14 protein-coding genes and 3 pseudogenes are annotated in these 26,167 nt (G+C 59.2%); 8 read left to right on the top strand and 9 right to left on the bottom strand.

Translation table 11 applies throughout. The annotated features are described in order from the left end of the window. The coding region (locus C1713_RS01255) for an AIR synthase-related protein (RefSeq protein ID WP_245870892.1) at positions 1 to 353 on the top strand (353 nt) is incomplete at its 5' end. Positions 354 to 465: 112 nt separating this feature from the next. Here C1713_RS01255 and C1713_RS12025 read toward each other — a convergent pair. Continuing rightward, a complete protein-coding gene (locus tag C1713_RS12025) occupies positions 466 to 633 on the bottom strand; it encodes a hypothetical protein (RefSeq protein WP_006690846.1) in 168 nt (55 codons plus the stop codon). Between the two features lie 239 nt (positions 634 to 872). On the opposite strand from C1713_RS12025, the gene C1713_RS01250 reads away from it, so the two are divergent. Next, positions 873 to 1,775, top strand: a complete 903-nt coding sequence (locus C1713_RS01250) for a LysR family transcriptional regulator (RefSeq protein ID WP_102492772.1) — start codon at positions 873 to 875, stop codon at positions 1,773 to 1,775. Between the two features lie 44 nt (positions 1,776 to 1,819). Here the strand turns inward: C1713_RS01250 and C1713_RS01245 are convergent, their stop codons facing one another. Beyond that, entirely contained in the window at positions 1,820 to 4,195 is a 2,376-nt protein-coding gene (locus tag C1713_RS01245) for a restriction endonuclease (protein WP_212669078.1), read from the bottom strand. Between the two features lie 92 nt (positions 4,196 to 4,287). Between C1713_RS01245 and C1713_RS01240 the strand changes: the two are divergent. From C1713_RS01240 to csaB, 6 genes and pseudogenes are all read left to right on the top strand, one after another. After that, positions 4,288 to 4,743: pseudogene (locus C1713_RS01240) on the top strand (IS30 family transposase); the annotation flags it as partial. Positions 4,744 to 4,909: 166 nt separating this feature from the next. Further along, positions 4,910 to 7,545: pseudogene (gene secA / locus C1713_RS01235) on the top strand (preprotein translocase subunit SecA). A 428-nt stretch (positions 7,546 to 7,973) separates the two neighbouring features. Continuing rightward, positions 7,974 to 9,080 (top strand): peptide chain release factor 2, encoded by a 1,107-nt coding sequence (gene prfB, locus C1713_RS01230; protein ID WP_102492770.1) that lies wholly within the window; start codon positions 7,974 to 7,976, stop codon positions 9,078 to 9,080. A gap of 312 nt (positions 9,081 to 9,392) precedes the next feature. Next, positions 9,393 to 10,067: a DUF2993 domain-containing protein gene (locus C1713_RS01225; RefSeq protein WP_009753382.1), complete on the top strand. Its 675-nt coding sequence runs from the start codon at positions 9,393 to 9,395 to the stop codon at positions 10,065 to 10,067. Positions 10,068 to 10,341: 274 nt separating this feature from the next. Further along, positions 10,342 to 12,393 carry a DUF5693 family protein gene (locus C1713_RS01220; RefSeq protein WP_102492769.1) on the top strand — a complete coding sequence of 684 codons (2,052 nt, stop codon included), beginning with the start codon at positions 10,342 to 10,344 and terminating at the stop codon, positions 12,391 to 12,393. Between the two features lie 535 nt (positions 12,394 to 12,928). Then, positions 12,929 to 14,024 (top strand): annotated as a pseudogene (gene csaB, locus C1713_RS01210) (polysaccharide pyruvyl transferase CsaB). A 61-nt stretch (positions 14,025 to 14,085) separates the two neighbouring features. Here the strand turns inward: csaB and C1713_RS12230 are convergent. From C1713_RS12230 to C1713_RS01175, 7 genes are all read right to left on the bottom strand, one after another. Next, positions 14,086 to 14,211 (bottom strand): secretion protein HlyD, encoded by a 126-nt coding sequence (locus C1713_RS12230; protein ID WP_071586101.1) that lies wholly within the window; start codon positions 14,209 to 14,211, stop codon positions 14,086 to 14,088. A gap of 85 nt (positions 14,212 to 14,296) precedes the next feature. After that, positions 14,297 to 15,412 carry a phosphonopyruvate decarboxylase gene (gene aepY, locus C1713_RS01200; protein ID WP_102492767.1) on the bottom strand — a complete coding sequence of 372 codons (1,116 nt, stop codon included), beginning with the start codon at positions 15,410 to 15,412 and terminating at the stop codon, positions 14,297 to 14,299. A 15-nt stretch (positions 15,413 to 15,427) separates the two neighbouring features. Next, entirely contained in the window at positions 15,428 to 17,539 is a 2,112-nt protein-coding gene (locus C1713_RS01195) for a sulfatase-like hydrolase/transferase (protein ID WP_102492766.1), read from the bottom strand. A 20-nt stretch (positions 17,540 to 17,559) separates the two neighbouring features. Further along, complete coding sequence (locus C1713_RS01190; protein WP_102492916.1) at positions 17,560 to 19,671, bottom strand: sulfatase-like hydrolase/transferase; 2,112 nt, start codon at positions 19,669 to 19,671, stop codon at positions 17,560 to 17,562. Positions 19,672 to 19,701: 30 nt separating this feature from the next. Then, positions 19,702 to 21,855 carry a sulfatase-like hydrolase/transferase gene (locus C1713_RS01185; RefSeq protein WP_102492765.1) on the bottom strand — a complete coding sequence of 718 codons (2,154 nt, stop codon included), beginning with the start codon at positions 21,853 to 21,855 and terminating at the stop codon, positions 19,702 to 19,704. Position 21,856: 1 nt separating this feature from the next. Beyond that, positions 21,857 to 23,986, bottom strand: a complete 2,130-nt coding sequence (locus C1713_RS01180) for a sulfatase-like hydrolase/transferase (RefSeq protein WP_102492764.1) — start codon at positions 23,984 to 23,986, stop codon at positions 21,857 to 21,859. A gap of 27 nt (positions 23,987 to 24,013) precedes the next feature. After that, positions 24,014 to 26,167: a sulfatase-like hydrolase/transferase gene (locus C1713_RS01175; protein WP_102492763.1), complete on the bottom strand. Its 2,154-nt coding sequence runs from the start codon at positions 26,165 to 26,167 to the stop codon at positions 24,014 to 24,016.

Below are 26,167 nucleotides of genomic sequence, written 5' to 3'. Positions count from 1 at the left end.
CGACGCGCGGCGGTGTGGCGGCGTCGCTGAACGAGCTGGCGGGCGCGGCGGGCGTCGGCGTCTTGCTCGATGAGGAGCAGATCCCCGTGCGTCCCGCCGTGCAGGGCGTCTGCGAGATGCTCGGGTTCGACCCGCTGACGCTCGCGAACGAAGGCAAACTCCTTGCCTTCGTCCGTCCCGAGCTCACGGCGCGTGTTCTCGATGTGATGCACGAGAACACCTACGGACGCGAGGCGTGCGTGATCGGACACACGACGGCCGATGCGCCCGGTACGGTGGGGCTCAGGACGGCACTCGGCGGCATCCGCGTCGTGGATTTGCCGCTTGGGGAACTGGTGCCGCGCATTTGCTAGGATACGGCAGGAACACCCACCTCCATGGATGATGTTTGCATGATTTTTACTGACATGATTTTTTACGAACAAAAAAGCGAGCGGATCGTCCGCTCGCTTTTTATCAAACGTCTTACTTCGTCAGATGTACGTCGGGAATCTCGACCGTATCATGATGCGTGTCCGGGTCGACGTTGGCATACACGCCCGGCTTCGTCTCATACGCCTTCAGATTGTCCTCGTTCGCCTTGAGCATATCCTCGACAAAACGCTCCACTGCATCTGCACAATATACCTTCATCGTAAAACCCCTTCCTATGACCGTTGATGGTGATCTTTATTTCGAACCGAGCATATCATTTTTTGGGACTTGTGGAAAATATTTCTTTCTGATAAAATAATAGTGTAACTTTATTAAAAAAATCTATTGGACAAATGTGATATTTGAAATATTGTCCCGGTTCTTTATATAGTAGACTAATGATGATATAGGAATACACTACGTTCTGTCGCCGCAGAGGCGCGGAAGGAGATGATCGGATGACGCTGGTTCAGATGCGGTATTTCTACGAGGTATGCCAATGGCAAAACATCACAAAGGCCGCAGAGCATCTGCACGTCTCACAGCCGACCGTCACCGTCGCCATGCAGGCGCTCGAGGCGGAGACGGGGCTGAACCTCTTTCACCGCGAGGGACGCAAGATCACCGTAACGGTGGATGGGGCAAAGCTCCTCAGTAAGGTCTCCTACATCCTCACGGAGGTCGCGCGGCTCGACGATGAGATCCGCGACATGGCGCACCGCCACGCAAAGGTGCGCGTTGCCATGCCGCTGCAGCTCGGCGTCGTCTTTCTCCCGCACATCTTCGGTGAGTTCCGCGCGGAGCATCCCGAGATCGAGCTCGAGATCATCGAGACGGGCGGCGTGAGCGCCCTGCAGATGGTTGAGGAGGAGAAACTCGACTTTGCCCTGACGAACTATACGGCGGATTTCAGCGCGCGGCTCTCCTATGCGAAACTCTTTGACTGCGAGTGCACCTTTGTCACGCGCCCCGATCATCCGCTCGCCGCGCGGCATGCGCTCAGCATCAGCGAACTCAAGGACGAGCCGCTCATCATGCTCGACAGCAAATTCTTCGTCGATCGCCTCGTGCAGGACGCGTACGGGCGTGCTGGCGAAAAGCCGAACGTCGTCCACTACTCGCCCTACCTCCACACCGTCAAAAATCTCGTTCACACGGGCATCGGCTCGACCTTCCTCGCGCGTCCGTCCGTCCTCCCGACCGACGGCTTCGTCCAGATCCCCCTCATCGACCCCCTCTTCATCAACAGCGGCCTCGTCACGAAAAAGGGACGGCAGGTATTCGACGACGTCCGCCTCGTCATGAACTACCTGCGCGCACTGACGAAGAAACTGCTGGGCGACGACAAGAAAGACGAATAAATAAACCCTGTGGGTGTCATGGCCCACAGGGTTTTTCTATCGTTCTATAGTTTTCCCATGATATTCAGGAGACTCTGGTAGCTGTCCACCTCATGATACACTACGTCATCATCGGTGAGCCTGGCAAAGAGTTTTTTGGCGCATTTGATTTTTGCCTGCTCGATGGGTTTTAGATTCAGGCTCTCCATCGTCCCTTTGGTCTCTGCGATAAAGAAAATGTGTTTCACTGCCCCCTTATTGAAGGCAATCGCCCAGTCCGGGGAGTAATTTCCCATCGGCGTCGGGATATAGAACCCCTTGGGCAGCTTCGCGTAGACGCACACCTCCTTGGCGACGTCCATGTCCTCCGCCATGCGACGCTCGACACTTAGGCCATCCTTTGCATAGCCATCGGCGAAGAGGTAGTTGTTCTGCACATTCTTCTTCGCACGGTAGGCACGGGCGTAATCTCGGTTCTTCTCATCGGTGAAAATGGAACTCTCGAAAACCTCATTCGTCCGATTATAGGTAATCTCCTCCACAACCATCGCAGCCTTTTCCTCATTGATCAATCGGATCGCCTTGACGATAAATTCCTCTGGGTTGTTCTGGAGCATCGCAAAGACAGGTCGCTTTATCCCCGCCACAATTTTTGCAGCACTGCGGCGGGTCAATTTCGCACCTTCGGCGATCTTGCCGATCACATCATACTTCACGCTAGAGCCTCCACTACGCTCGAGCGTAAGAGTCTTACGTCGCTCTTCCTTAAAGGCGGTTCCATTTTTGAGATCGTCTGCCGTAAGGTGTTCCTCCTGCTGCCCGCTTGTCACCGTGTACTGGAGGCGGGTCACGAACATTTTTTCGTCAATGTGTGCAATGGCCTTTTGGATCAGCTCCTCGTCATCAAACTCCACCGTATAGGCGTACTTGTGATGGATCAGATCCCACAGACGTTTGAACTCTGCCTTGTAGAAATTATCATTGAGCGGGTTCTCCATCACCGTCGTCTCGCGTCCGTCTCGGATCATGCCATCCAGTGCATGCGGATCGAAAATACTGCCGATCAGGGCGTGCACCCCGTCACTGATGTCCTCGACGGATTCCGGCAGAGGGACGAGCGTATTCGCTTCCTTATCATTTCTGTACTTGTCGGTGATATGCCCGTCATCGTCTACGTAGTCATTGCGAACGAGATAATTGTATATGCTGCGTCCTTGTTTTTCACTGATCGTTACATCTTGGCCATTCAGTATCAGCGTCTTGCCGATAAAATACTCTGCGGTCGCCTCGGTGGGACGGTCGTAGAGATCCTCTCGAATACCGCGCTGCAAATCCGCGACGAACTCCTTGTACCCGTCGGCGGCGATGACCGTCAAATGGTTCACCCTCTGCACCTGGCTGCCCAAAACATGGACGTCCTGTCGATCGCCGTTTTGATTGACACACAGCCGCAGCCCACGTCCGACCTCCTGTCGCTTTTGCGTGGCACTGCTGCCGCCGTGTTTCAGCGTACAGATCTGGAACACATTGGGATTGTCCCAGCCCTCGCGGAGTGCCGAGTGCGAAAAGATAAACCGCACGGGATTTTCAAAGGAGAGCAGCCGTTCCTTGTGCTTCATGATGAGATCATAGGCGGAAATATCGTCACTTTCGTCACAGCCCCGGTTCAACGTGCTGTTCACCTTATGTCCATTTTTATCGATGGAGAAATATCCGGCGTGCGTCTTCGCCGCTTCGATATCCTTCAGATATTCCTCGTAGGGGGTAGAAAAAAGAGTCAGATATTCATTGAGGATCGCTGTGTATTCTTCCTCAAAAATATCGCCGTACACGGCGTTGATCTCGTTGCCATCCTCATCATACCTCCGATACTTTGCCACTTCGTCAATGAAGAATAGAGACAGGCACTTAATCCCCTTGCCGAACAGCTCCTTCTCCTTCTCGAAATGGGAGCGGATGGTCTCCCTGATCTGCACACGGCGAAGCGTCTCCTCCGATACGTCCCCCTGCACCTGCCCGACCTGGATTTCCTCGCCATTGGTAAAAGAGAGCGTTCTCTCGATGGGGTCAATCTGATTGATGCGATAGCCACGATACTGCTCCATGTTCTTCGACAGCGAAAAAATATCGTCGCCTGCTGTCACGAGACGTGTTTCTCGCTTGATGGCCTTATGATGCTTGATCTCAAACTCGAGACGCGCCGTGGGCGGCTTGTCCCCCGCGATGACGATGCTCTCTAAAAACAGGTAGCGGTTCATCCCGCCGAGATTCTTGATGTCAAATCCCTTGACCTCGATCTGCTTGACCAGTTTCTTTTGGTAGGCGTCCAGAGCATCCAATACATAGACCAGATTATGACAATCCTTGTGCGTCGCGGAATAGTTCAGGCAAAAGAGCGGATCAAACTCCTTGAGGCTCTTCTGCGTAGCTTTTCTGCCCATTTTTTGCGGCTCATCCAATATCACAATCGGACGGCATTTTCTGATTACATCAATGGGACGACGGCTGCCGAACTCATCCCGCTCGGACGTAAGATATTGACTTGGTTGTCGGTCGCAAAGGGACAAAGCCGGTAATTTTAACATTGGTCGAACGGCAGACGAGGAAATCACTCTATGTTCTGATAAAGAACAAGAGCCAAAAAGAAGTACTGCAAGCACTTCGTCGGTTGCAGCGGCGCGTCAAAGGAGACTTTACGCACGTATTCAAGAGTATCACGGCAGACAACGGGTCAGCGTTTTTGGATGGCGAAGGAATGAAGCGTGCCGCCAAATGCGGCGAGGTATATTACGCGCATCCGTACAGCAGCTGGGAGCGTGGAAGCAACGAAAACGGAAATCGGATGCTGCGCAGGTTTCTTCCCAAGGGAACGGACTTCAGCAAATTGAAGCCGAAGGAACTGCAGCGGATCGAAGATTGGGTTAACAACTATCCGCGCAAGATTTTCGGATATAAGTCAGCAAATGATATGTATGCTGCGATGATATAACTCGCTAAAAGTTTAACGGGACCTTGCGACAATTAAACTTGCAATTTGCCCACGAACGGGGGCTCTTGAAGATTTCTTGTGCAAAGACGTTACCGTGTGCTATAATGAAACGAATACTGTCTTTCAATCGGTTTATGGTGACCAGCAGCACAGGAGTGTGAAATATTTGTTCGGCATATCTTCGATTCTCAAGCGATTCCTCGGCGACAACAACGACAAGGAGATCGCGCGCTACCGCGGCATCGTGGAGCAGATCAACGCGCTCGAGCCGTCGATGGTGAACCTCACGGATGACAAACTGACGGGTTATACGCAGAAATTCCGTGAGCGGCTCGCGCAGGGGGAGACGATGGAGGAGATCCTCCCCGAGGCGTTCGCCGTCGTGCGTGAGACCTCGCGCCGCGTGCTCGGCATGCGGCATTTTGACGTACAGCTGATCGGCGGCATCTGCCTCCATGAGGGGCGCATCGCCGAGATGCGTACCGGCGAGGGCAAGACGCTCGTCGCGACGACGGCGGTCTACCTCAACGCACTCGCGGGCAAGGGCGTCCACATGGTCACGGTTAACGACTACCTTGCACGCCGCGACAGTGAGTGGATGGGCAAACTCTACCGCTATCTCGGGCTGACGGTCGGCCTCATCGCACATAACATGGACTTCCCCGAGCGCAAGGCGGCGTATGCCGCCGACGTGACGTTCGGCACGAACAACGAGTTCGGCTTTGACTATCTGCGCGACAACATGGTGCTCTCCGAGAGCCAGATGGTGCAGCGGGATCTGCACTATGCGATCGTCGACGAGGTGGACTCCATCCTCATCGACGAGGCGCGCACGCCGCTCATCATCTCGGGTCCCGGCACGAAGTCGACGGACAACTACCGCGTCATGGCGGAGGCCGTCCGCCACCTGAAGGAGGGCGAGGACTACACCGTCGATGAGAAGGCCAAGACCGTCGCACCGACGGACTCCGCCGTTCCGAAGATCGAGAAGATCGTCGGCATCTCGAACCTCTACGCCCCCGAGAACATCGAGCTCTCGCACTGCTTTACGGCAGCACTGCGCGCCAAGGCACTCATGCACCGCGACCGCGACTACGTTGTGAAGGGCGATGAGATCATCATCGTCGATGAGTTCACGGGCCGCCTCATGGAGGGGCGCCGCTACTCCGACGGTCTCCATCAGGCGATCGAGGCGAAGGAGGGCGTCAAGATCCAGCGCGAGTCGCAGACGCTCGCGAGCATCACATTCCAGAACTATTTCCGCATGTATGACAAACTTGCGGGCATGACGGGCACGGCAAAGACGGAGGAAAACGAGTTCCTCAAGATCTACAAGCTGCCAGTCATCGTCATCCCGACGAATAAGCCCATCCGTCGCGTCGACGAGCCGGACGTCATCTACAAGACCAAGGCGGGCAAGTACCGCGCCGTCGGACAGGCGGTCAAGGAGATCCACGAGACGGGGCAGCCCGTCCTCATCGGTACGACCTCCATCGTGCAGTCCGAGGAGATGTCGCACGTCCTGAAGAAAAACGGCATCCCGCACGTCGTGCTGAACGCGAAGTTCCATGAAAAAGAAGCCGAGATCGTCGCCAATGCAGGACAAAAGGGCGCGGTCACGATCGCGACCAACATGGCGGGCCGCGGCACGGACATCAAGCTCGGCGAGGGCGTCGAGGAGCTCGGCGGCCTCTACATCATCGGCACGGAGCGGCATGAGTCACGGCGCATCGACAACCAGCTGCGCGGCCGCTCGGGCCGTCAGGGCGACCCCGGTGCGTCGAAGTTCTTCCTCTCACTGGAGGACGATCTCATGCGCCTCTTTGCCTCCGACCGCATCGCGGGCATCATGGATCGCCTCGGCATGGACGAGGACGAGCCGATCGAGCATGCGATCATCACGCGCTCGGTGGAGCACGCGCAGAAAAAGGTCGAGGCACGCAATTTCGACATCCGCAAACACGTCCTCGAGTACGACGACGTCATGAATCAGCAGCGCGAGGTCATTTACGGCGAGCGCAAGAAGATCCTGCTCGGTGAGAACCTGCGCGACAACATCCTCGCGATGGTCAAACACATCATCAAGGACGAGATGGCGCAGTACGCGAACGAGAAACTCTATCCCGAGGAATGGCAGCTCGACGCCCTCATCGAGGACGCGGAGAAGGTCTACGCCCCGAAGGGACGCCTCAAGAAGGCGGAGCTCGAGGCGCTCGCGCGCGACGAGATCCAAGAGGAACTGGAGAAGGTCGCCGAGGAGGGCTACAAGAACCGCGAGCTGATGTTCGGCGAGGAGAATATGCGCGAGCTCGAAAAGGTCGTCATGCTCCGCGTCGTCGATCAGAAGTGGATGGATCACCTCGATCACATGGACATGCTGCGCGAGGGCATCAACCTGCGCGCCTACGGCCAGCGCAATCCTCTCGTCGAGTACAAGATTGAGGCACTCACGATGTTCGAGGAGATGGAGGCGGCGATCATGGATCAGATCGCCTCGCTCATGTACCATGTGAGCATCGTCACGCCGGTTGGGCCCGCACAGGAGGGCACGGTGGACGGCAGTGCGCCGGCTGGCCCGTCGTGGATGCGGCGGCACAGCAGCGCGCCGAGCAGCTGCTCGCACGCGAGCGCTCGAAGCTCGAGAACCATCTCATGAACGCACGTGTCTCGCACGGCGATGAGTCCGCGCCCGCCGAGGCAAAGGCGGAGAAGAATGAGGACGGCAAAAAGATCGGGCGCAACGATCCGTGTCCCTGCGGCAGCGGCAAGAAGTACAAGAACTGCCACGGGAAGGATAAATGATTATTAGGCTTTGCGACGGATGCTCAACGCAAACGCCTCGTTGCGCAAGTGATCGCGTGCTCGTTCGCCTAAATACTGGCGCACTTCTTAAACGCGCTACGCTTGAACGAAAGAAGTACGCCGGGGGCGAGTCGCCCGAGCGGTCAACGTCATCCAATCACACTTCGCTGACGTTTGTGTTCTTGGGACGTTTTCCCATACGACCTGTTTCCCAATCAGCTTCGTCCTACGGACTTGCTTCTTGGACAGGTCAGTATTTACTCACTTGCTCCGCTAGGGTTTGCTTATGAGCATCCTGCCGCATTCTACTGAATACGAAAGCCTCCCCCCGTCGGTACGGGGGAGGTGGCGAACGGAGTGAGCCGGTGGGGGCGCTTTGAACGGTCCGTTGTTATATCACGTTGAACTTACATTTTAAGGAATAAACTATGCTGGAAGATCTGAAACCGACACTGAATGATCTGGGCGAAAAGCTCGATCAGATGCGCATCTCGCTCGAGATCCCCGCGAAGGAGGAGAAGATCGCCGAGCTCGAGTACAAGATGGGCGAGCCGTCCTTTTGGGATGACGCGGCGGCGGCGCAGAAGCTGAATCAGGAACTCGCCGCGCTGAAGGGCGGCGTCGATACCTACAAGGGGCTTATGGCAAAGTACGAGGATGCCGAGACGCTCTACGAGATGGGCATCGAGGAGGGGGATGCGTCCATGGAGGACGATATCCGCGCCGAGCTCGACCTCATCACGGAGGGGCTTGAGACGCTGCAGCTCGAGGTGCTGCTCTCGGGCGACTACGATGCGAACGATGCCATCCTGACGCTCCATGCTGGCGCGGGCGGAACGGAGGCGCAGGACTGGACGCAGATGCTCCTCCGCATGTATGGACGCTGGGCGGAGCGACACGGCTTTACCGTGGAGACGGCCGACCTGCAGCCGGGCGATGAGGCGGGCGTCAAGTCCGCAACGCTTTTTATCAAGGGGCACAACGCCTATGGCTTTTTGAAGTCGGAGAAAGGCGTACACCGTCTCGTGCGCATCTCGCCGTTTGACTCGCAGGCACGGCGACACACGTCGTTCTCCGCGTGCGATGTCATGCCCGAGATCGACGACGCGGTCGAGGTGCCGATCAACATGGACGATGTGCGCGTCGACTACTATCGCGCGAGCGGCGCGGGCGGACAGCACATCAACAAGACCTCGTCCGCCGTGCGCATGACGCATGAGCCGACGGGCATCGTTGTGCAGTGCCAGAATGAGCGCTCACAGCTCCAGAACAAGGAGCAGTGCATGAAGATGCTCCGCGCGAAGCTCTTTGAGCTCGAACAGGAGAAAAAGGAAGAGGAGATCGCAAAGCTCGAGGGTGTCCAGCAGAAGATCGAGTGGGGCAGCCAGATCCGCTCCTACGTGTTCCAGCCCTATACGATGGTGAAGGACGTGCGCACGAACGCCGAGACGGGCAACGTGCAGGCGGTCATGGACGGCGAACTCGACCCATTCATCCGCGCGTATCTCAACGCCAAGGCAAATCACGAGTTTTAAGAGAAGTTTGGCTTCCCCCATCGCAATGGGGGAGCGGTCAACGTCGACCAATCGTATTTCGCTATCGCTCATACTCTTGGGACGTTTTCCCGTACGACCTATTACCCGAATCGGCTGCGTCCGATGGACTTGCCTCTCGGACAGGTCAGTATGTGGCACGCTTCGCGTGCCGATAGGGGCGCCGGTGCCTGAGGAACATCTGCATCGATGCAGACGCATCATTGCAGTCGTCTGAGGTGCCCCTTCCACCGCTTGCGCGGTTCCCCTCCCCCGCTGTGGCAGGGGAGGCGATTATTGACAGGAGGGTTCATCATGTGGAAGGCAGTCACGGCCATTCTCATCCTCGCGCTGATTGCGGCGGGAGCGGTATTCGTCCTGCCGACCGTCGTCGAGGAGCACATCGTCGATGCGCTGAAGCAGCAGACGGCGGCGGAGGATGTGCAGATCTCCATCACGGACAGCCCGCGTCTCGTCTTCGGTGAGATCGGTGCCGTCGACGGCGTCATGCGGCAGGGACGCGTCGGCAAGCTCTTCGTGCGTGAGCTGACCGTCAGCGGCACGGGGCTCAAGGTGGATATGATGACCCTCCTGCGCGAGCACAAGGTGGAACTCACCTCCGCCGACAGCGTCCAGATGCGCGGCGTCGTCGATGCCGATGCCGTGCGCGAGCTGATCGGCAGCTCCTCGGGCAAGTTCGAGGGCGTCGAGGTGAAGGTGGAGCCCGGCAAGGTGCTCGCAACGGCAGAGACGAAGGCGCTCGGGCAGACGTTTGACGTGACCATCGACGGCGCGTTCAGCGTCGCGGACGGCGATCTCTACTACAAGGCACGCCGCATCTCCGCGCGCGGGCTCGGACTGAATGCACTGAGCCTCGACAGCATCCTCCCCGACATTCTTGTCGCGCGTGCCAACAGTCTGCCTCTCGGGCTCGCCTTTGAGAGCGTCGAGGCGCGGGACGGCGTGGTGGTGCTGACGGCTGGAAAGTAAGGCTTCGGTGCGGTAACATCGCAAACGCCTCGCTGCACGAGCGATCACGTGCTTGTACACTTAAATACCGACGAATTTCTAAACGCGCTTCGCTTGGACGAAGAAATTCGTCGGGGTGTACCGCACGTTTTCCTCGCTCGTTCCACTAGGGTTTGCTGCTGTCACCGCAGCCTGCGTGGGAATAGATACCATTATTTTTCACCCTCATTTTCACACTTATTTGATACAGAGCGCGCAGCATGGACGCTGCATTATATCGAAGGACTTATTTTAGATGAAGAAATTTTACTATCATCCGATTCTGCTGGCGGCGATTCTCATCGGCTTTGTCGCGAGTGTCGTGATCGGCTTCCAGCGGCACGCCGTCGAGGTGAACTCGCGCACGGTGGAGCTCGCCATCGACTACGAGGGGCTTTTGGAGCTCGCACAGCGCGAGGGGCTCCCCGCCGATGAGGTGCTCGCTCAGGCAAAGGAGGCGGGCATCACCTCGCTCGCCGTCTATGAGACGACGTTTAAGAAGTTCAACGCGAACGGCAAGGCGGCCGTCCTCTCGGGCGCGGACATCCTCGCGCGCTATCACAGCGGGATGCTCATGGATCCGCGCTGGCGCACGCTGGTGGACGAGGGGAAGATCGTCGGCACGGAGGTCTACGTCGTGGGGAGCGACCCCGAGACCTACGCACAGCTAAAGGATGACCTCCTGCGCCGTTTCGGCGCGGATCGCGTCACCGTCGATACGGTCGGCGATGAGGAGGTCATCGCGGTCAAGGCGTTCTATGAGGCGTTCCTGAAACAGAACATCGGGATGCCGGCGGACGAGATGCGCGCCGTCAACGCAGCAGGTTTTGACGTACTCGCGCGCCCGTCGAACTACCACGACTGCACGCCGGATGATGTACGCGCTGTCTTTGACCGCATGGAGGGCATCCGTGTCTCTGCCATTGTCTTCTCGGGACAGGAGACGCTCGGCGCACCGAAGGCACTGCAGACGACCATCGACGAGATGAAGGAGCGTCGGCTGACGCTCGGCCTGATCGAGGGCATCACGCAGCTGCAGTTCTACCGTCAGCAGGGGATGGACGAGATCGCAAAGGGGCTCGGAGAGGAGCACGTCGCGCGTCTCTACGCCATCCCGCCCGATGAGCAGAAAAAACTCAAGATCGCCGAGGCGGTCGAGCGCTGGGTGACGACGGATGAGGAGCGCAACATCCGCATCAATCTCCTGCGCATCTATGATACGCCTGCGCCCAATATGTCTCTCCTTGAGACGAATATGAAGTACTTCACCGATACGCGCAAGGCACTTGAGGCACACGGCTTTGCCCTTGGCCATGCGGGGACGTTTGCGGACTACGCGCCGTCCCGCCTCCTGCGCGCACTCGTCATCATGGGTGTCGCCGCGGCGGGCGTGCTCTATCTCTCGCTCGTCATTCCGGCGCTGAACCGCCGCCGTCGTGCAGTGCTCCTCGCCTTCGTCGTGCTCGCGCTCATCGGTATGATGCCCGTCCTGCTCGGTGCGGGGAGCAAGATCCGCATGCTCGCGGCACTCGCGAGCGCGAACCTCTTTCCGGCACTCGCCATCACGGGGCTGCTCGATCTCCTCGGCGGACGGCGTTTCGCAAAGGATACGCCCACATGGCGCATCATCGTCGCGGGCTGGGTGCTCCTCGGCATCACGAGTGCGCTCTCCCTCGTCGGCGCGGGCTATCTCTCAGGCTCACTCGTCGATACGCGCTATCTCCTCGAGTTCGACATCTTCCGCGGGATCAAGCTGACCTTTGTCCTGCCGATGGTGCTCGTGGCGATTGCGTTCATGCAGCGCTTTGATATCTTTGATGGGCAGTTCGACGCGTCGGCGGGCGTCCTCGGACAGGTGCGCGAGATACTCGCGACCCCCGTGCGCATCGGCTCGCTCCTCGGCGGCCTTGTCCTCATCGGCGCGCTCATCGTCCTCGTCCTGCGCAGTGGGCACACCTCAGGAATGCCCGTGCCCGGGATCGAGCTGAAAATGCGCGCCGCGCTCGAGCAGCTCTTCTACGCACGTCCGCGCACGAAGGAGTTCATGATCGGACACCCCGCCTTCCTGCTCGCACTCTGCGCGGCGGTACGGCGGTGGCGGACGTGGATCATCTTTGCCCTCGTCCTCGTGGCAACCATCGGACAGGGCTCCATGGTCGAGACGTTCGCACACATGCGCACGCCGATCGAGATGTCGCTCGTGCGCGGCATCGGCGGCATCTTCCTCGGCGGTGCGATCGGTGCCGTCCTCGTCGCCCTCGTCGCGGCGTGGAATGGACTCTTGGAGCGGGTGAAGCGGGCTGGTTGAACTGCTGCCGTAAACGAAGCCTCCCCTGCGAGAGGACCTCGCTCGGCATCCGTGTATGAGTGCCCTGCTACTCCTCGCAGAACCCTCGTTACGCAAGCGGTCGGGCACTTATCTGCGAGGGAATCACGGACGCATTCAGTTGTCCATCTTGGCACATCTTTTTCGCCCTCTCTGTGTCGATAAATCCTCAGCATAGCCACCGCTATGCTTCCGGTTTATCTCCTTGATAGGACGGAAAATCTGCACCAATCTGAACAGCATCATTGCGTTCGTGATTCCCCAATACCTGCGGATTCCAAACGCGCTTCGCTTAAACGGTTAAAATCCGCAGGGGGGCAGAACGTGCCCTCTCTTCCGCTCGCTCCACTAGGGTTTGCTACGGAGTACTGCATGGCTGCGATTACGGTGAAACAAAAGCCTCCCCCGTGCGACACGGGGGAGGGGGACCATGCGGAGCATGGTGGAAGGGGCGCCATGGGCGGCGCAGGAAAATCGTCATAGGAATGGGAAAACGGAACGGAGGGCGCTTTACCTGATGAAGCGGATCGTTGTATCCGGGTACTATGGTGCGAAGAACGCGGGCGATGAGGCCATGCTCGCGGCGATGCTCGAGGTGCTCGGAGATTTGGACCCGGAACTTCATATCACGGTCATCTCAGCCAACCCTGCCGACACTGAGCGGCGCCACGGCGTCCATGCGGTCGGCTCGCTTGACGCGCGCGGAATCTTCCGCGCCATGCGGCACGCCGACCTCCTCATCAGCGGCGGCGGCAGCCTGCTCCAGAACGTCACGAGCCGCCGCAGTCTCTACTACTACATGGCGGTCATCCTGCTTGCCCTCCTCCTCGGCAAACGCACGATGCTCTACGCGCAGGGCATCGGTCCCGTCACGGGGAAATTCGCCTGCCGCTGCATGCGCTGGCTCGGCAACCGCGTCTCCCTCATTACCGTGCGCGACGAGGGCTCCATGGCAGAGCTGCGCCGCCTCGGCATCCGCCGTCCGCCGATGGAGTGCACCGCCGACCCCGTACTCGGCATCCATCCCGTCGGGCGCGAGGCAGGGCGCCATCCTCGCCGCCTGCGGAGCGGACGGCGCGCGCCCCGTCGTTGGCATCTCCGTACGCGACTGGCAGGGCTGGCAGCACTACAAGGAAATCCTTGCCGAGATCAGCGACGCCATCGTCCGCGAGCTCGATGCACGCGTCATCTTTCTCCCCATGCAGTACCCCGAGGACGTGCGGACGGCGGAGACCGTCGCCGCATGGACAAAGGAGGACTGCACCGTCCTCACGGGCGAATACACCACCGCAGAGCTCCTCTCCCTCGTCGCGAACATGGACCTCATGATCGGCGTGCGCCTGCACGCCCTCATCTTTGCAGGTGTCATGGGCGTCCCCATGATCGGCATCTCCTACGATCCGAAGGTCGACCGCTTCCTGCGCTCCATCGGGGAAAAACCCGTCAACGACCTGCAGGACATCACCACCGTGAGCGTCCTCAAGGAAGTCCGCCGCAAATGGGCGGCACGCAGCGAATTTACGGCGGCGAACGCGGACCTCCTCGCACAGATGCGCAGCCTCGCCGCACGCAACGCCGAGCTCGCATTGGGACTAATTCACGGGAAACAGTAATGGGGAAAAACAAAGCCTCTTTGCTGGGACGTTCCAACTTGATTATTAACAACATCACATATTAAGGAAGCACTGATAAATTCGGCGCTACCATCTTAACGCATCTTTTTCGCCCGCTTTTCGTTAGCAAATCCTCCACATAGCCTTTGCTATGCGTCCGGCTTGCTGCCTCAATCGGACAAAAAATCTACGTCAATATGGCAGACCTCATTTTATCAGCGATTCCTTAAAAGAGCACTGCACGGGTGATTCGCCAATGCAATGCTCTTTTTTTATTCCCGTAGTGTCCGCATCAGAGCTTCCTTATTCTCCGTCGGCGTTGTTGTCGGACGGCCGAGGTCAGCGCGCGAGCCGATGGCGGTGCGCACCTCAAGGAAGGTGAGCACATCACTCCTCCCTACCGCAGGGAGCACCTGCGCGAGCTCTGCCGCATCTGCCGCCGTCTGCACCAGACGGTAGCCGACGGCACGCGCGACGGCGGGGAAGTCCACCGTATGCGCCGCTGTCGGTGCGCCGCCGACGCTCTCATGTGCCTCGTTGTTGAGGAGGACGTGGACGAGATTCGGCGGTGCAGCGGCACCGATGGTCGCCATCGCGCCCATGTGCATGAGGGCTGCACCGTCCCCGTCGAGGAGAAAGACGCGCTGCGACGGGCGGTGGAGGGCGATGCCGAGAGCAATCGCCCCCGCATGCCCCATCGAGCCGACGGTGAGAAAGTCATGGGCGTGATCCTCGCCGCGTACCTCGCGCAGATCAAATAGCTCACGCCCCGTCTTCCCCGTGGTTGCGACGACGACAGCGCCCTGTGCCGCATCGAGGATCCGTGCGATGGCATCCTCGCGCCGCAGGGGATTTTCATTTGCGTATTTGTGTTTCGGATGCGTGAGCGCTCCCTTGCGGACGAGGAGCGCGCACTGTCCGCCGGCAGCGAGATGCGGGCGGATCTGCTCCATCCACGCGGAGACATCCTCCGGCTGGGACGCCTCCGTGAGCACCATCGTCTTGACGCCCATCGTCTCGAGGAGCGGCAGCGTGAGGCGCCCCTGTACGAGATGCTGCGGCTCGTCGTGGAGGTCTGGCTCGCCGCGCCAGCCGATGACAAAGATGCACGGGATGCCGTAGACCCCCGCGTGGAGGAGGGAGAGCAGGGGATTGACGATGTTGCCGAGCCCGCTGTTCTGCAGGTAGACAAGCGGCACCTTGCCCGTCGCGAGATGATAGCCCGCCGCGAGTGCCGCCGCATTCCCCTCATTCGCCGCGATGATGTGCGACGGACTGTTCGCCCCGTAGGTATCCATCAGAGCGTCGACGAGCGGGCGGAGCTTCGAGTCGGGCACGCCCGTAAAGAACTCTGCTCCAAGGGCGGCAATGAGATCGTTTGCGTTCATCGTATCCTCCTGTTATCATGCGTTTGATTCTTTCGGCGGCGGGAATGCCTCCCCGTTGCTCGCGATGCCCTTTAGGAACTCCCGCACGCGCGGGTAGAAGAAGGCGCGCAGGGCAGGATCGTCGATTTCATATCCAGCCTCTTTCTCGTGTGCACGGGGGTAGATCTCCGCCTTGGCATACTGCAGGTCGATTGTCCCACTGACGGAGGCGACATTCGGTGTTTCCAGACAGAGGGTGTAGTCCCTGCTGCGCGCCGCGAGAAAGTATTCCTTACGAGGGAAGATGGAGTTGCTGAATGCAATCTCCCGTCCTGCTCCCCCGAAGACACGCGGGAGGATGCCGTCCACCGGGGCATCGACGGGAAACCCGAGGAGCGCACACAGCGTCGGGTAGATGTCCACGGCACTGGTCAGATCGTCCACGACTGCGTGCTCGGGCACCCCCGCCCCGCGCATCATCCATGCGGCATGCGTCAGCGGGGCATCGACGATATAGGGGTTCGGACTAAAGATGGATACTCCGTGGTCGGAGTAAAGACTCACGAGATAATCAGCGGGGTCATAGTGCTCCTCGATGTAGGAGAACAGCATGCCGAGCGTACGATCCGCGCTATGCACGGACTGCCGGAACGCTGCTTGGTAAAATCCGCTCGGACGCAGATAGGGACTGGGGACGTGTGCCTTGGCCTCAGGGAGACGATCCACGAGGGGGAGGCGCATCTGTGCCGCAGCAGGAATCTGAAAAAGTCCACTGTTCCACGGATGGATATCGTTCAGGTGCAGAAAAATAAAGTGATCTGCATCGCCGCAGCCCTCCAGACAGCGTATGGTTCGTTCCGTCCCATCGTGGGCGAAGGTACAATAGGGCGTAACGACGAGGCGGTCATAGCCGCGCGTCACACCGTTATATATTCCGATGGCATCGCCGACGAGGTTCGACGTCGCATATCCCGCGCTGCGTGCGCGCTCTGCGATGGTGATGATCTCCTCACGCAGCTCGATGGCCTGCCACTCACTGAATATCCCCGTATGCTGCAGATACATCCCCGTCTCAATGGTCGCAAGCGAGGGATAGGTATACTCGTGAACGGAAAAATGCTGGTGAAATGTCGTGCCGCGTGCAAAGAAATGCGACGTGTGTGGCATATCATCCGCGAAAGAAGCCTCCATCACTTCCCACGGGAGCGCATCGAGGAGAATGTTCAGCACGAGCTTTCGGCGCGTAGGGTTGTGACCGATATGAATCGGTGTGCCGACGATAAAGTCCTCCTCCGATGAGAGTGCCGTGTCTTCATTTAGCCGAAAATAGTTCGGCGCATCGGGATTGAGCGGTGCAACGTCGCTGACCGCTGTCGTCTGCGCACGGAGCATCTGTCCTGCTGCTGTGCCGATGACGGGGACAATGATCTCCGTCCCCTGCACAACGTGAATCGCTGCCTCCTTTGGCGCGCGCGTACCGCGCATGATGTCAAAGGTGAAATCCCCGCCGACATTTTCGGCAAGTCCAGGCGTATTGCGCATGGCATTCATCAGCCAGTGCTTGTTTCCGAGCACCTCCTGCTCTGCGTAGGCAGCGACATAGTACGCAGGCGTGATGTGCTGGGAGACGGGCAGGAACTCCGCAAAGAACACGGAGGACTCTGCCTCCAGCCCCGTCTCTGGCGAGTAGTGCATTCGGCTCAGCGCATAGGGGGCATAGTTCGCCTTTCCGGCCGCGATGGACAGACGGTCGAGTGTCTCCTGCGTCAGCACTGAGGCGGGGAGGTCGAGAGTGATCGGGACGTGAAAGAAGTTCAGTGCGTAGCCCTGCATGACGAGAGCATCTGCATGGCGTCCTGCCTCCAGATAGGCACGGCTGAGGACAGACCAGACCGCAGGCTCGGCGGGACGCATCCGAAAGGCGCGCTCCCCGCAGGTGACAGAATTCTCCGCATCCCCATTGGCGAGAAGATACTGCGCCGCGAAGATATCGGCGTGCGCCGCATCCCCGCCCGCCTCGCGGTACGCGGCGAGCTGCATGAGGAAGTCGTCGTCGTAGGCATCCTGCTCCGCGCGTGCGAGGAGACCGTAAAAGAGCCCCTGCGTATATTCATCGTTGCGCCAGAAAGATGTGAGCTCGTTTGGCATACATATCCCTTTCGTGGAAGTCACATGAAGAGTTCCCCATTGTTTGCGATCTCGCGGATAAAATCCCGTGCGCGGGGGTAGAAGAACGCCTGCAGTTCTGCGCTGTCTAAGGAGCAGCCCGCCGCGAGCTCATGCCCGCGTGGATAGATCCCGACGCATGCCTCCGCAAAATCCGCCGTACCGTCCGGCTGCGTGACATCTTTTGTTTCCAGCCGCAGCGCGTGCGTGGCTGTCCGTGCAGCGAGCTTGAACGTCTGCCCTGGGTAAAGGGAGAAAGAGTATACAGCGTCGCGTGCCGTACCGCCGAAGACAGCGGGCAAATTTCCGTCAATGTCAGAGGCGACGGGAAAATGACAAAGAGCCCCCAGGGTTGGATAGAGATCGACGGCACTGGTCAGCTCGTTTGCGATCACGCCTCTTGGCACGCCCGCCCCGCGCATCATCCATGCCGCCATGGTCGAGTTCTCTCCGATGATGTCGAGCGGATCCTCATCCCGGCGCGGGGTGAAGACAGAGCTGCCGTGATCGGAGTAGAGACTGACGATGTATTCATCGTCCTCGTAGTGATTTTCGATATAGGAAAGCAGCATACCGATATTGCGGTCAACATCCCTCAGACCTGCCCGGAACTGCGCTTTGTAGATCTCAAAATCCGGCAGGCGGACGCTCGCCGTCGCCTTCTCCCAAGCGAAGAGGCGCTGATCGAGCGGCAGATGCGTCTCGACCGCCGTATGGAAATTGAACCCCATCGCATCCCACGGGTGGATATCAGAGAAATGGAGAAAGGTGAAGAGATCCGCTTCGCCAAATGCCTCGATGTGATGGATGGCTCGCTCTGCACCGATGCCGGAGGGCTGATTCCATACCGTTGAAATCAGCCGGTCGTAGCCGCGCATGGTTCCGTTGTAGATGCTGTCTGTCGTCAGTATGGGGGCGGCGGTGTAGTACCCGAGATCCTTCATGCATTCGCCCAGCGTCAGGAACGCGCGTGAGAGCTCGTGACTGGCATCCGCCTGAAAAAGCTGTGTGTGGTGGGCGTATCGTCCCGTTTCGATTGCGGGGAGTGCGGGGTACGTGTACTCCGATGTGGAGAAATGTGCATCGAAAATCGTGCCCTTGGAAAAAAATCGCGCGATATTCGGCATCCATTCGGAAAAATGCGTACGCACGATATTCCATGGCAGCGCATCGACGAGGATATTCAGTACGAGTTTATGCCGCCGCGCGCTGTGCCCGAGGAGGATCGGCGTTCCCACAGCGAATGGCGCGGGCTCCTCACAGGTGATCGTCGTAGGGGCGGAGAGACGCATATAGCTGTAGAACCATTGACCGAGATAGGCGAGCTGATCTGCGTGGGTGGGCGTGCTGATGATGAGCTCCTGCAGCGGCTTTGTTCCTGCGATGGGCAGGAGCACCTCACGTCCCTCTGGTACGTCGATATTCACCGTCGTGTGTACTTCCTGCGCTTTTTGCAGATCAAATGGGAAATCGCGGCAGATATTGTCCTGGAACCAATCCTTTGAACGTGCGTCTGCCATCATATAGGAGCGGTCGGAGAGAAAACCGCCGTCGGCATAGGTCCCGCACCAATAGCTAGCACTTCCCTCCGGCGTGGTGATCGGGACGTATTCTCCGACAAAGACATCGGGACGAAATACGAGTACACCGCCATCGCACATGGCACGAGACTTTGCCAGCGGTGCGTTTAGCGCACCGTTCATCGCGCGTGTGAGCCGGGCAAGGGCGGCCGCATTTAGTCCCTGCGGCAGAGAAGCGGGGAGCGGCGTATGTGTAAAACGATGGAGATAGATTCTAAAAATCGCAGCGCTCAGGCCGTCGCCACGCTGCTCATCGGCCGAGGCCAGTACATTCCATACAGCAGGATTTAGGGGGCGCTTGCGGTAGGCGCGTTCTCCGCACACGGCAGCGGTCTCTGCATCTCCATTCGCGAGAAGATACTGCGCCGCGAAGATATCGGCGTGCACTGCATCCCCGCCTGCCTCTCGATACTCGGCGAGCTGCGTGAGAAAGTCGTCGTCGTAGGCGTCCTGCTTCGCGCGTGCGAGGAGATCGTAAAAGAGCGCAGAAGCCCGCTCGTTGTTGTGCCAGAATACGCTGAAATCGTCGCTTATCATATCGTTTTCCTTTTTCGACTGCTCTTTTTAGGGCTGTCCGCCAAACCACTCCGGTCGTGCGGCGCGCATGGCAGGCCAGAACTCCCCGTTGTTCGCGATCTCACGGACAATACTGCGCGCACGCGGGTAGAAGAATGCGCGCAGTTCCTCACTGCCCAAGGCGTAGTCCTCCTCGAGCTCGTGGGCGCGCGGATAGATCCCCACACGTGCACCGGCGAAATCCACTGTACCATCCTCATCGACGGGGTCCTGCGTCTCAAGGCGCAGCGCGTAGTCGTAGGTGCGCACGGCGAGCTTATAGGTCTGTCCCGGGAACATCGACATGCTATATACCGCGTCACGCTCTTTCCCGCCAAAGACCGCCGGCAGATTGCCGTCGATGTCCTCTGCCACGGGGAAGCCGCAGAGCGCACCGAGTGTCGGATAGAGATCTGCCGTGCTGGTCAGCTCGTTTACGATGCGTCCCGCAGGGACACCCGCCCCGCGCATCATCCAGAGGGCACGCGTTGAGTTCTCGGCGATCACGTCCATCACTCCGTTCACGGGCGTGCTGAAGATCGAGTTACCGTGGTCGGAGTAGACGCTGACGAGATACTCCTCCTCCGCGTAGTGCTCCTCGATATAGGTGAACAGCTGCGCCAGATTGCGGTCCACGCGGCGAAGACTCCGCCAGAACTGCTCCTGATAGATCTTGAGCCGTGGCAGGCGCACACTGGCGATATGCTCATCGATCTCAAACAGCCGCTCTGAGAGCGGCAGATGCGATTCTACGGCAGGGTGGAATTTAAGGCCCTTGGCATTCCACGGATGCACGTCGGAGAGATGCAGATAGAGGAATTGATCCGTCTCGTCGAACGCTTCGAGCTGCATGATGGTGCGGTCAACACACTCTGCCGAGGGCTGCTTCCACGCCGTCACATTCATCTGATCGTAGCCGCGCAGCGCACCGCAGCAGAGGCTGTCGCTTGCCCCTGCCGGAGCGGCGGCATAGTAGCCGAGATCTGTCATGCACTCCGAGATGGTCTTGATGTCGAGCGGAATCTCGTGACTGTCCCGCTCATTGAACACCTGCGTATGGATCGGATAGCGTCCCGTCTCGATCACGGGGAGGGACGGATAGGTGCACTCCGATGTGGAGAAATGCTGATCGAAGATCGTGCCGCGCGCGAAAAAGCGCGCGATGTTCGGCATCGCATCGGGAAAGCGCGTGCGCGCGATATTCCACGCGAGCCCGTCGATGAGGATGTTCAGCACAAGCTTTCGCCGCACGGGGCTGTGCCCGAGGCGGATCGGCGTGCCGACGGCATAGACGGCATCGGAGGCCGGGGTGATCTCGGTCGTCTCCGCGAGGCGGAACTGGCTGAACGCCCATTTGCCGAGATAGGCGGATGCCGGCGGCTGGGTTTCTGTCGTGATCGTCAGCTCCTGCAGCGGCTCTGTTCCTGCGATGGGGAGAATGACCTCCGCCCCCTCCGGCACCTCGATCGTTAGAGGGCCGCGCACCTCCTGCGCCTTTTGCAGGCAGAACGGATAATCCCGCTGCATCTTATCGACGAAGACGCCGCTGTGCCGTACCTCCTCGAGCAGTTGGCTTTGATCCGAGAGAAACGCATTATCGACATAGGCGGCGACCCAGTAGCGCGCGTTTCCTGCGGGCGGCGTGAGCGGGAGATACTCTCCCACGAAGGCGTCGAGCTGAAACTCCAGTGCATGATCGGCAAGGCAGGCGCGCGTCTGCGTCGTCGGTACCCCCGTTCCGATGCCTGCGGCGATGGAGAGCCGGTCAAGACCTTCCGTTCCGCCGCGCATGAGCAGCTCCGTGGGAATCTCGGGGGAGAGATAGAGCCCATAGGCGTATCCATACATCGTGAGCGCATCGACGGGACGATCCAGCTGCGTGTATGCCTCGGCCAATAGAAGCCAGACCTCGCGGTTGACGGGGCGCTTTCGGTAGGCGCGTTCCGCGCAGACCGCCGCATTCTTCGCGTCACCGTGATGGAGGAGATACTTCGCCGCAAAGATATCCGCGCGCTCACTCGTGGGCGCTGCCTCGCGGTACGCGGCGAGCTGCATGAGAAAATCGTCGTCGTAGGCGCCCTGTTCCGTGCGTGCGAGGAGACCATAAAAGAGCGCAGAGGCCTGTTCGTTGTTGCGCCAGAATACGCGGTTGTCTTCTCTCATCTCATGCCTCCTTCGGCGGCGGGAATATCTCTCCGTTATCTGCAATGCCTTTTAGGAAATCCCGTACGCGCGGGTAGAAGAATGCGCGCAGGGCAGGGTCGTCGATTTCATATCCATTTTCCCGCTCGTGCTCACGCGGATAGATGGCGACGTTTGCCCGTGCGAGATCGACGGTGCCGTCGGTGTGGACCGGTTCCTTCGTTTCAAGGCAGAGCGTATGCGATGCCGAGCGGACCGCGAGAAAGTACGGTTTGCCGGGGTAGAGGGAGTTGCTGAATGAAACATCCCGTCCTGGGCCGCCCAATACGTGCGGGAGTACGCCGTCCACATCGGCATCGCCGGGGAAATCCAGCAGATGCGCTATCGTCGGATGGATGTCTGCTGTGCTGGTCAATTCCTCGGTGATAACCCCTTCGGGAATGCCCGCGCCGCGCATCATCCATGCCGTATGGGTCAGCGGGCTGTCCACGATGTAGGGCGTTGGGCTGAAGATGGAGACGCCGTGGTCGGAGTAGAGGTTTACGAGGTACTCCTCCGGCGCATAGTGTTCCTCCAGATAGGAAAACAGTGTGCCAAGAGCCCGATCCGTACTGCGCACCCCATAGCGGAACGATGCCTGATTGATGGGGCTCGGACGGAGATAGGGGCTATGCGGCGCGTGAATCTCATCCGTCATACGTGCGGCAAGCGGCAGCGAGGCCTGCACTGCAGTCACCTGCTGAAAGAGCGGCGCAGGCCATGGGTGGGCATCTGCCGTGTGAAAATAGATGAAGTGATCTGCGTCGGGCATGCCGTCCAGATGGCGGATGATGCGCTCTGTCCCCTCGTAGGCAGGCGTACGGTACATTGCTGCGATGAGGCGATCATAGCCGCGCATGCACCCGTCGTACAGCCCCATGCCGAATCCCATCAGCTGTGCCGTTGCATAGCCGTGGTCCCGTGCACGCTCCGAGATCGTTGCGATGCTAGAGGAGAGCTCCACGGGGATCTTGTCGTGGAACATCTTGCTGTGGTGTGGATAGAGCCCGGTCTCGATGGTCGCCAGCGACGGATAGGTGTACTCGGAGACAGAGAATTGCTGATTGAAGATCAACCCGCGCGCAAAAAAGCGTGCCGTCTGCGGCATCATCTCTGCGAAGCAGCTGCCGACGATCTCCCAGGGGAGCGCATCGACGAGGATATTCAGTACCAGACGGCGGCGTCGTGGATGATGTCCGATCTGGATCGGGGTGCCGACGAGAAATGCGTGATCGGAGGAGAAGTCAGTCGTCTCACGAAGCCGAAAAAAATTGGGTGTGGCAACGTTCAGCCAGCCGGGCGCGTCGACCGATGCAGAATGCACGTGGATCTGCTGTGGCTGGCACACGCCGATAGCGGGGAGCACGGTGCCGATGATGGGGAGGACGACCTCCTGTCCGGGAGCAAGCTCGATATGTGCTGCCCCGGGGGCACGCTGCGCGCGCATCAGATCAAAGACAAAGTCGCCTGCGGCGAAGTAACCGACGCCCTGCGCATCACGGACGTTCTTCAGCTGCCATGCCTTATCGCCCTGCTGCCCTTGCTCCGCGTGGACACCGACATAGTAGGCGCAGTGGTGATTTTCGGATGCGGGGAGAAACTCGCCGGCAAAGAGCCCGTCCGTCGTGGTGATGCCCGACTCTGGATCATAGGATGCGCGTGTGGCGAGCGGCACGAACGAAGGATGAGACAGGACGACGGACAGGCGGTCAAGTGCCTCCTGTGTGATCGATTCATGCGGATAGTCATCCACCGCGATTGGCACATCGGTGAGCCGGTTGGTGTAGCCCTGCATGAGGAGCGCGTCAGCATAGCGGCCGAGCGCCTTGCAGGCACGCGCGAGCACCTCGAAGATCGGCGCTTGGAGCGGGCGCAGACGAAAGGAGCGTTCCGCGCAGATAACGGCGTTCTCTGCATCTCCATTCGCGAGAAGATACTGCGCCGCGAAGATGTCGGCGTGTGCCGCATCCCCGCCCGCCTCGCGGTACGCGGCGAGCTGTGCGAGAAAGTCGTCGTCGTAGGCGTCCTGCTCCGACCGTGCGAGGAGATCATAAAAGAGCGCAGATGCCCGCTCGTTGTTGCGCCAGAATGTGCTGAAATCGTCGCTCATCATATCTCTTTCCTTTTTCGGCTGCGTTTTTTAGGGCTGTCCACCGAACCACTCCGGTCGTGCGGCGCGCATCGAGGGCCAGAACTCCCCATTGTTCGCGATCTCGCGGACGAAGTTACGGGCACGCGGATAGAAGAACGCATTCAAATCCTCTTGATCGACGGCGCAGCCTGTCTCAAGCTCATGGCCGCGCGGATAGATACCGGCGCGCGTAATCATAAAGTCCACCGTTCCGTCCTCATCGACGGGATCCTGTGTCTCAACGCGCATCGTATGATCGTGGGTGCGCACGGCGAGCTTATACGTCTGTCCGGGATACTGCGATGCACTGTATACCGCGTCGCGCGGCGTGCCGCCGAAGATGGCGGGGAGACGGCCGTCAATATCGTCATTGACGGGGAACCCGCAGAGATGTCCTAGGGTCGGATAGATGTCCACCGTGCTCGTGAGATCGTGAACAACGGTGCCCGCGGGGATGCCCGCACCGCGCATCATCCACGTGGCACTGGTGGAGCGCTCGCTGAGGATGTCGATGCTGCCGCCGATGGTATCACCGAACATGGGAATCCCGTGATCCGAATACAGGTTGATGAGATACTCATCCTCGTTAAAATGCTGCTCCAGATAGGAGAACAGCAGCCCGAGCGTGCGATCCGTCTGCCGCATCTGCTCCAGATACTGCTCCTGATAGATGCGGAGATTGGGCAGACGGACACTCGCCACATCTGAGTCATGCGGGAAGAACCGTTCCGCAAGCGGCAGGTGTGCCTCAACGGCCGTATCGCACTTGAACCAGCGTGCATTGTACGGATGCACATCCAGCAGATAGAGGAAGAGGAACTGATCGGTCTCGTCAAACGCGTCGATGTGGCGGAGGACGGAGTCCACACCGACCGCCGTGTGCAGCGTCCATCCGGCGGCGATGACACGGTCGAACCCGCGCAGCAGACCGTGTGCGATCCCCTGTGTCGTCGCCATGGGGGCAGCGCAGTGGTAGCCGAGGCCTTTCATCCGCTCTGCGATGGTCGGCATACGGAGCGGCAGCTCGTATCCGACGCGCAGATTAAATATATTTGTATGATGCGGATAGTATCCGGTCTCGATGGCGGGGTAGGCGGGCAGGGTATACTCAGAGCTCGAGAACTGCTGATCAAAGATCGTTCCGCGCGAGAAGAAACGCATGATGTTCGGCAGATGTGTCTCTGCATAGGGGCGTGCGATGGCCCATGACAGCGCATCGACAAAGATGCTCAGGACGAGCTTTCTGCGCCGCGGGCTGTGCCCAAGGCGGATTGGCGTGCCGACGGTATAGGGGCTGTCCGCAGGCGCGTGCAGGGTGGCATTTTCACTGAAGCGAAAGAAATTAAACGACCATTTGCCCAGACAGGTTTCCTGTGTGCCGTCGGATGCCGTTGTTACGGCGAGCGGCTGCTCCGGTGCCGTGCCCGCGATGGGGATGATCGCCTCCTCCCTCGGCGGAAGCTGGATGGACACCGTGCCGCGGACCTCCTGCGCCTTTTGCAGATCGAAGAAGAAGTCGTGGTAGCCATGACGACAGAAGGAACGCTCATGCCGCAGATCGGTCAGCACATGACTCTGATCCGACAGACAGGCATTCTCGGCGTAGATCCCACCCCAAAAGGATGCGCTTCCCTCCGGCATGGTGAGGGGGAGTGCCTCACCGACAAATATATCGGGACGAAATAAAAGCTCCCCGTTTTCCACGTAGGCACGGCTCGTGGCAGTCGGTATATTGAGGCATGTTCCCATGGCGAGGGAGAGCCGATCCAGTGCCTCTGTCAGCGACGGTGATTCCATATCCAGCGATGGCATCGGCGCGCCGTAAAGGCCGTAGAGATGGCCCTGCATAGCGGCCGCATCGCTTTCGCGGCCGAGGGCCTTATCGGCGGCGGCGAGGAGCTTCCAGATCTCGGCGTTGAGCGGGCGCTTTGCGCGGGCACGCTCTGCGCATACGGCGGCGTTTTCCGCATCATCGTGATGGAGCAGGTACTTCGCTGCAAAAATATCCGCGCGCTCACTCGCGGGTGCTGCCTCACGATAGACGGCGAGCTGCATGAGAAAATCGTCGTCGTAGGCATTACGCTCTGATCGTGCGAGGAGATCATAGAAGAGCTCCTGCGCGTGCTCATCATTGTACCAGAATATGCTGAAATCGTCGTTCAT

This window comes from Centipeda felix, from assembly GCF_900186465.1.
GTDB classification, from domain to species: Bacteria; Bacillota; Negativicutes; order Selenomonadales; family Selenomonadaceae; genus Centipeda; species Centipeda felix.
This window is presented reverse-complemented; position numbering and strand designations above follow the sequence as displayed.

Bases quoted from the DNA above. Each gene is read 5' to 3' on its own strand.
- C1713_RS01245 (WP_212669078.1), bottom strand. From the start codon at position 4,195: ATGGGCAGAAAAGCTACGCAGAAGAGCCTCAAGGAGTTTGATCCGCTC.
- C1713_RS12025 (WP_006690846.1), bottom strand. From the start codon at position 633: ATGAAGGTATATTGTGCAGATGCAGTGGAGCGTTTTGTCGAGGATATG.
- C1713_RS01195 (WP_102492766.1), bottom strand. From the start codon at position 17,539: ATGCCAAACGAGCTCACATCTTTCTGGCGCAACGATGAATATACGCAG.
- C1713_RS01250 (WP_102492772.1), top strand. From the start codon at position 873: ATGACGCTGGTTCAGATGCGGTATTTCTACGAGGTATGCCAATGGCAA.
- C1713_RS01225 (WP_009753382.1), top strand. From the start codon at position 9,393: ATGTGGAAGGCAGTCACGGCCATTCTCATCCTCGCGCTGATTGCGGCG.
- C1713_RS01175 (WP_102492763.1), bottom strand. From the start codon at position 26,167: ATGAACGACGATTTCAGCATATTCTGGTACAATGATGAGCACGCGCAG.
- aepY (WP_102492767.1), bottom strand. From the start codon at position 15,412: ATGAACGCAAACGATCTCATTGCCGCCCTTGGAGCAGAGTTCTTTACG.
- prfB (WP_102492770.1), top strand. From the start codon at position 7,974: ATGCTGGAAGATCTGAAACCGACACTGAATGATCTGGGCGAAAAGCTC.
- C1713_RS01180 (WP_102492764.1), bottom strand. From the start codon at position 23,986: ATGATGAGCGACGATTTCAGCACATTCTGGCGCAACAACGAGCGGGCA.
- C1713_RS01220 (WP_102492769.1), top strand. From the start codon at position 10,342: ATGAAGAAATTTTACTATCATCCGATTCTGCTGGCGGCGATTCTCATC.
- C1713_RS01185 (WP_102492765.1), bottom strand. From the start codon at position 21,855: ATGAGAGAAGACAACCGCGTATTCTGGCGCAACAACGAACAGGCCTCT.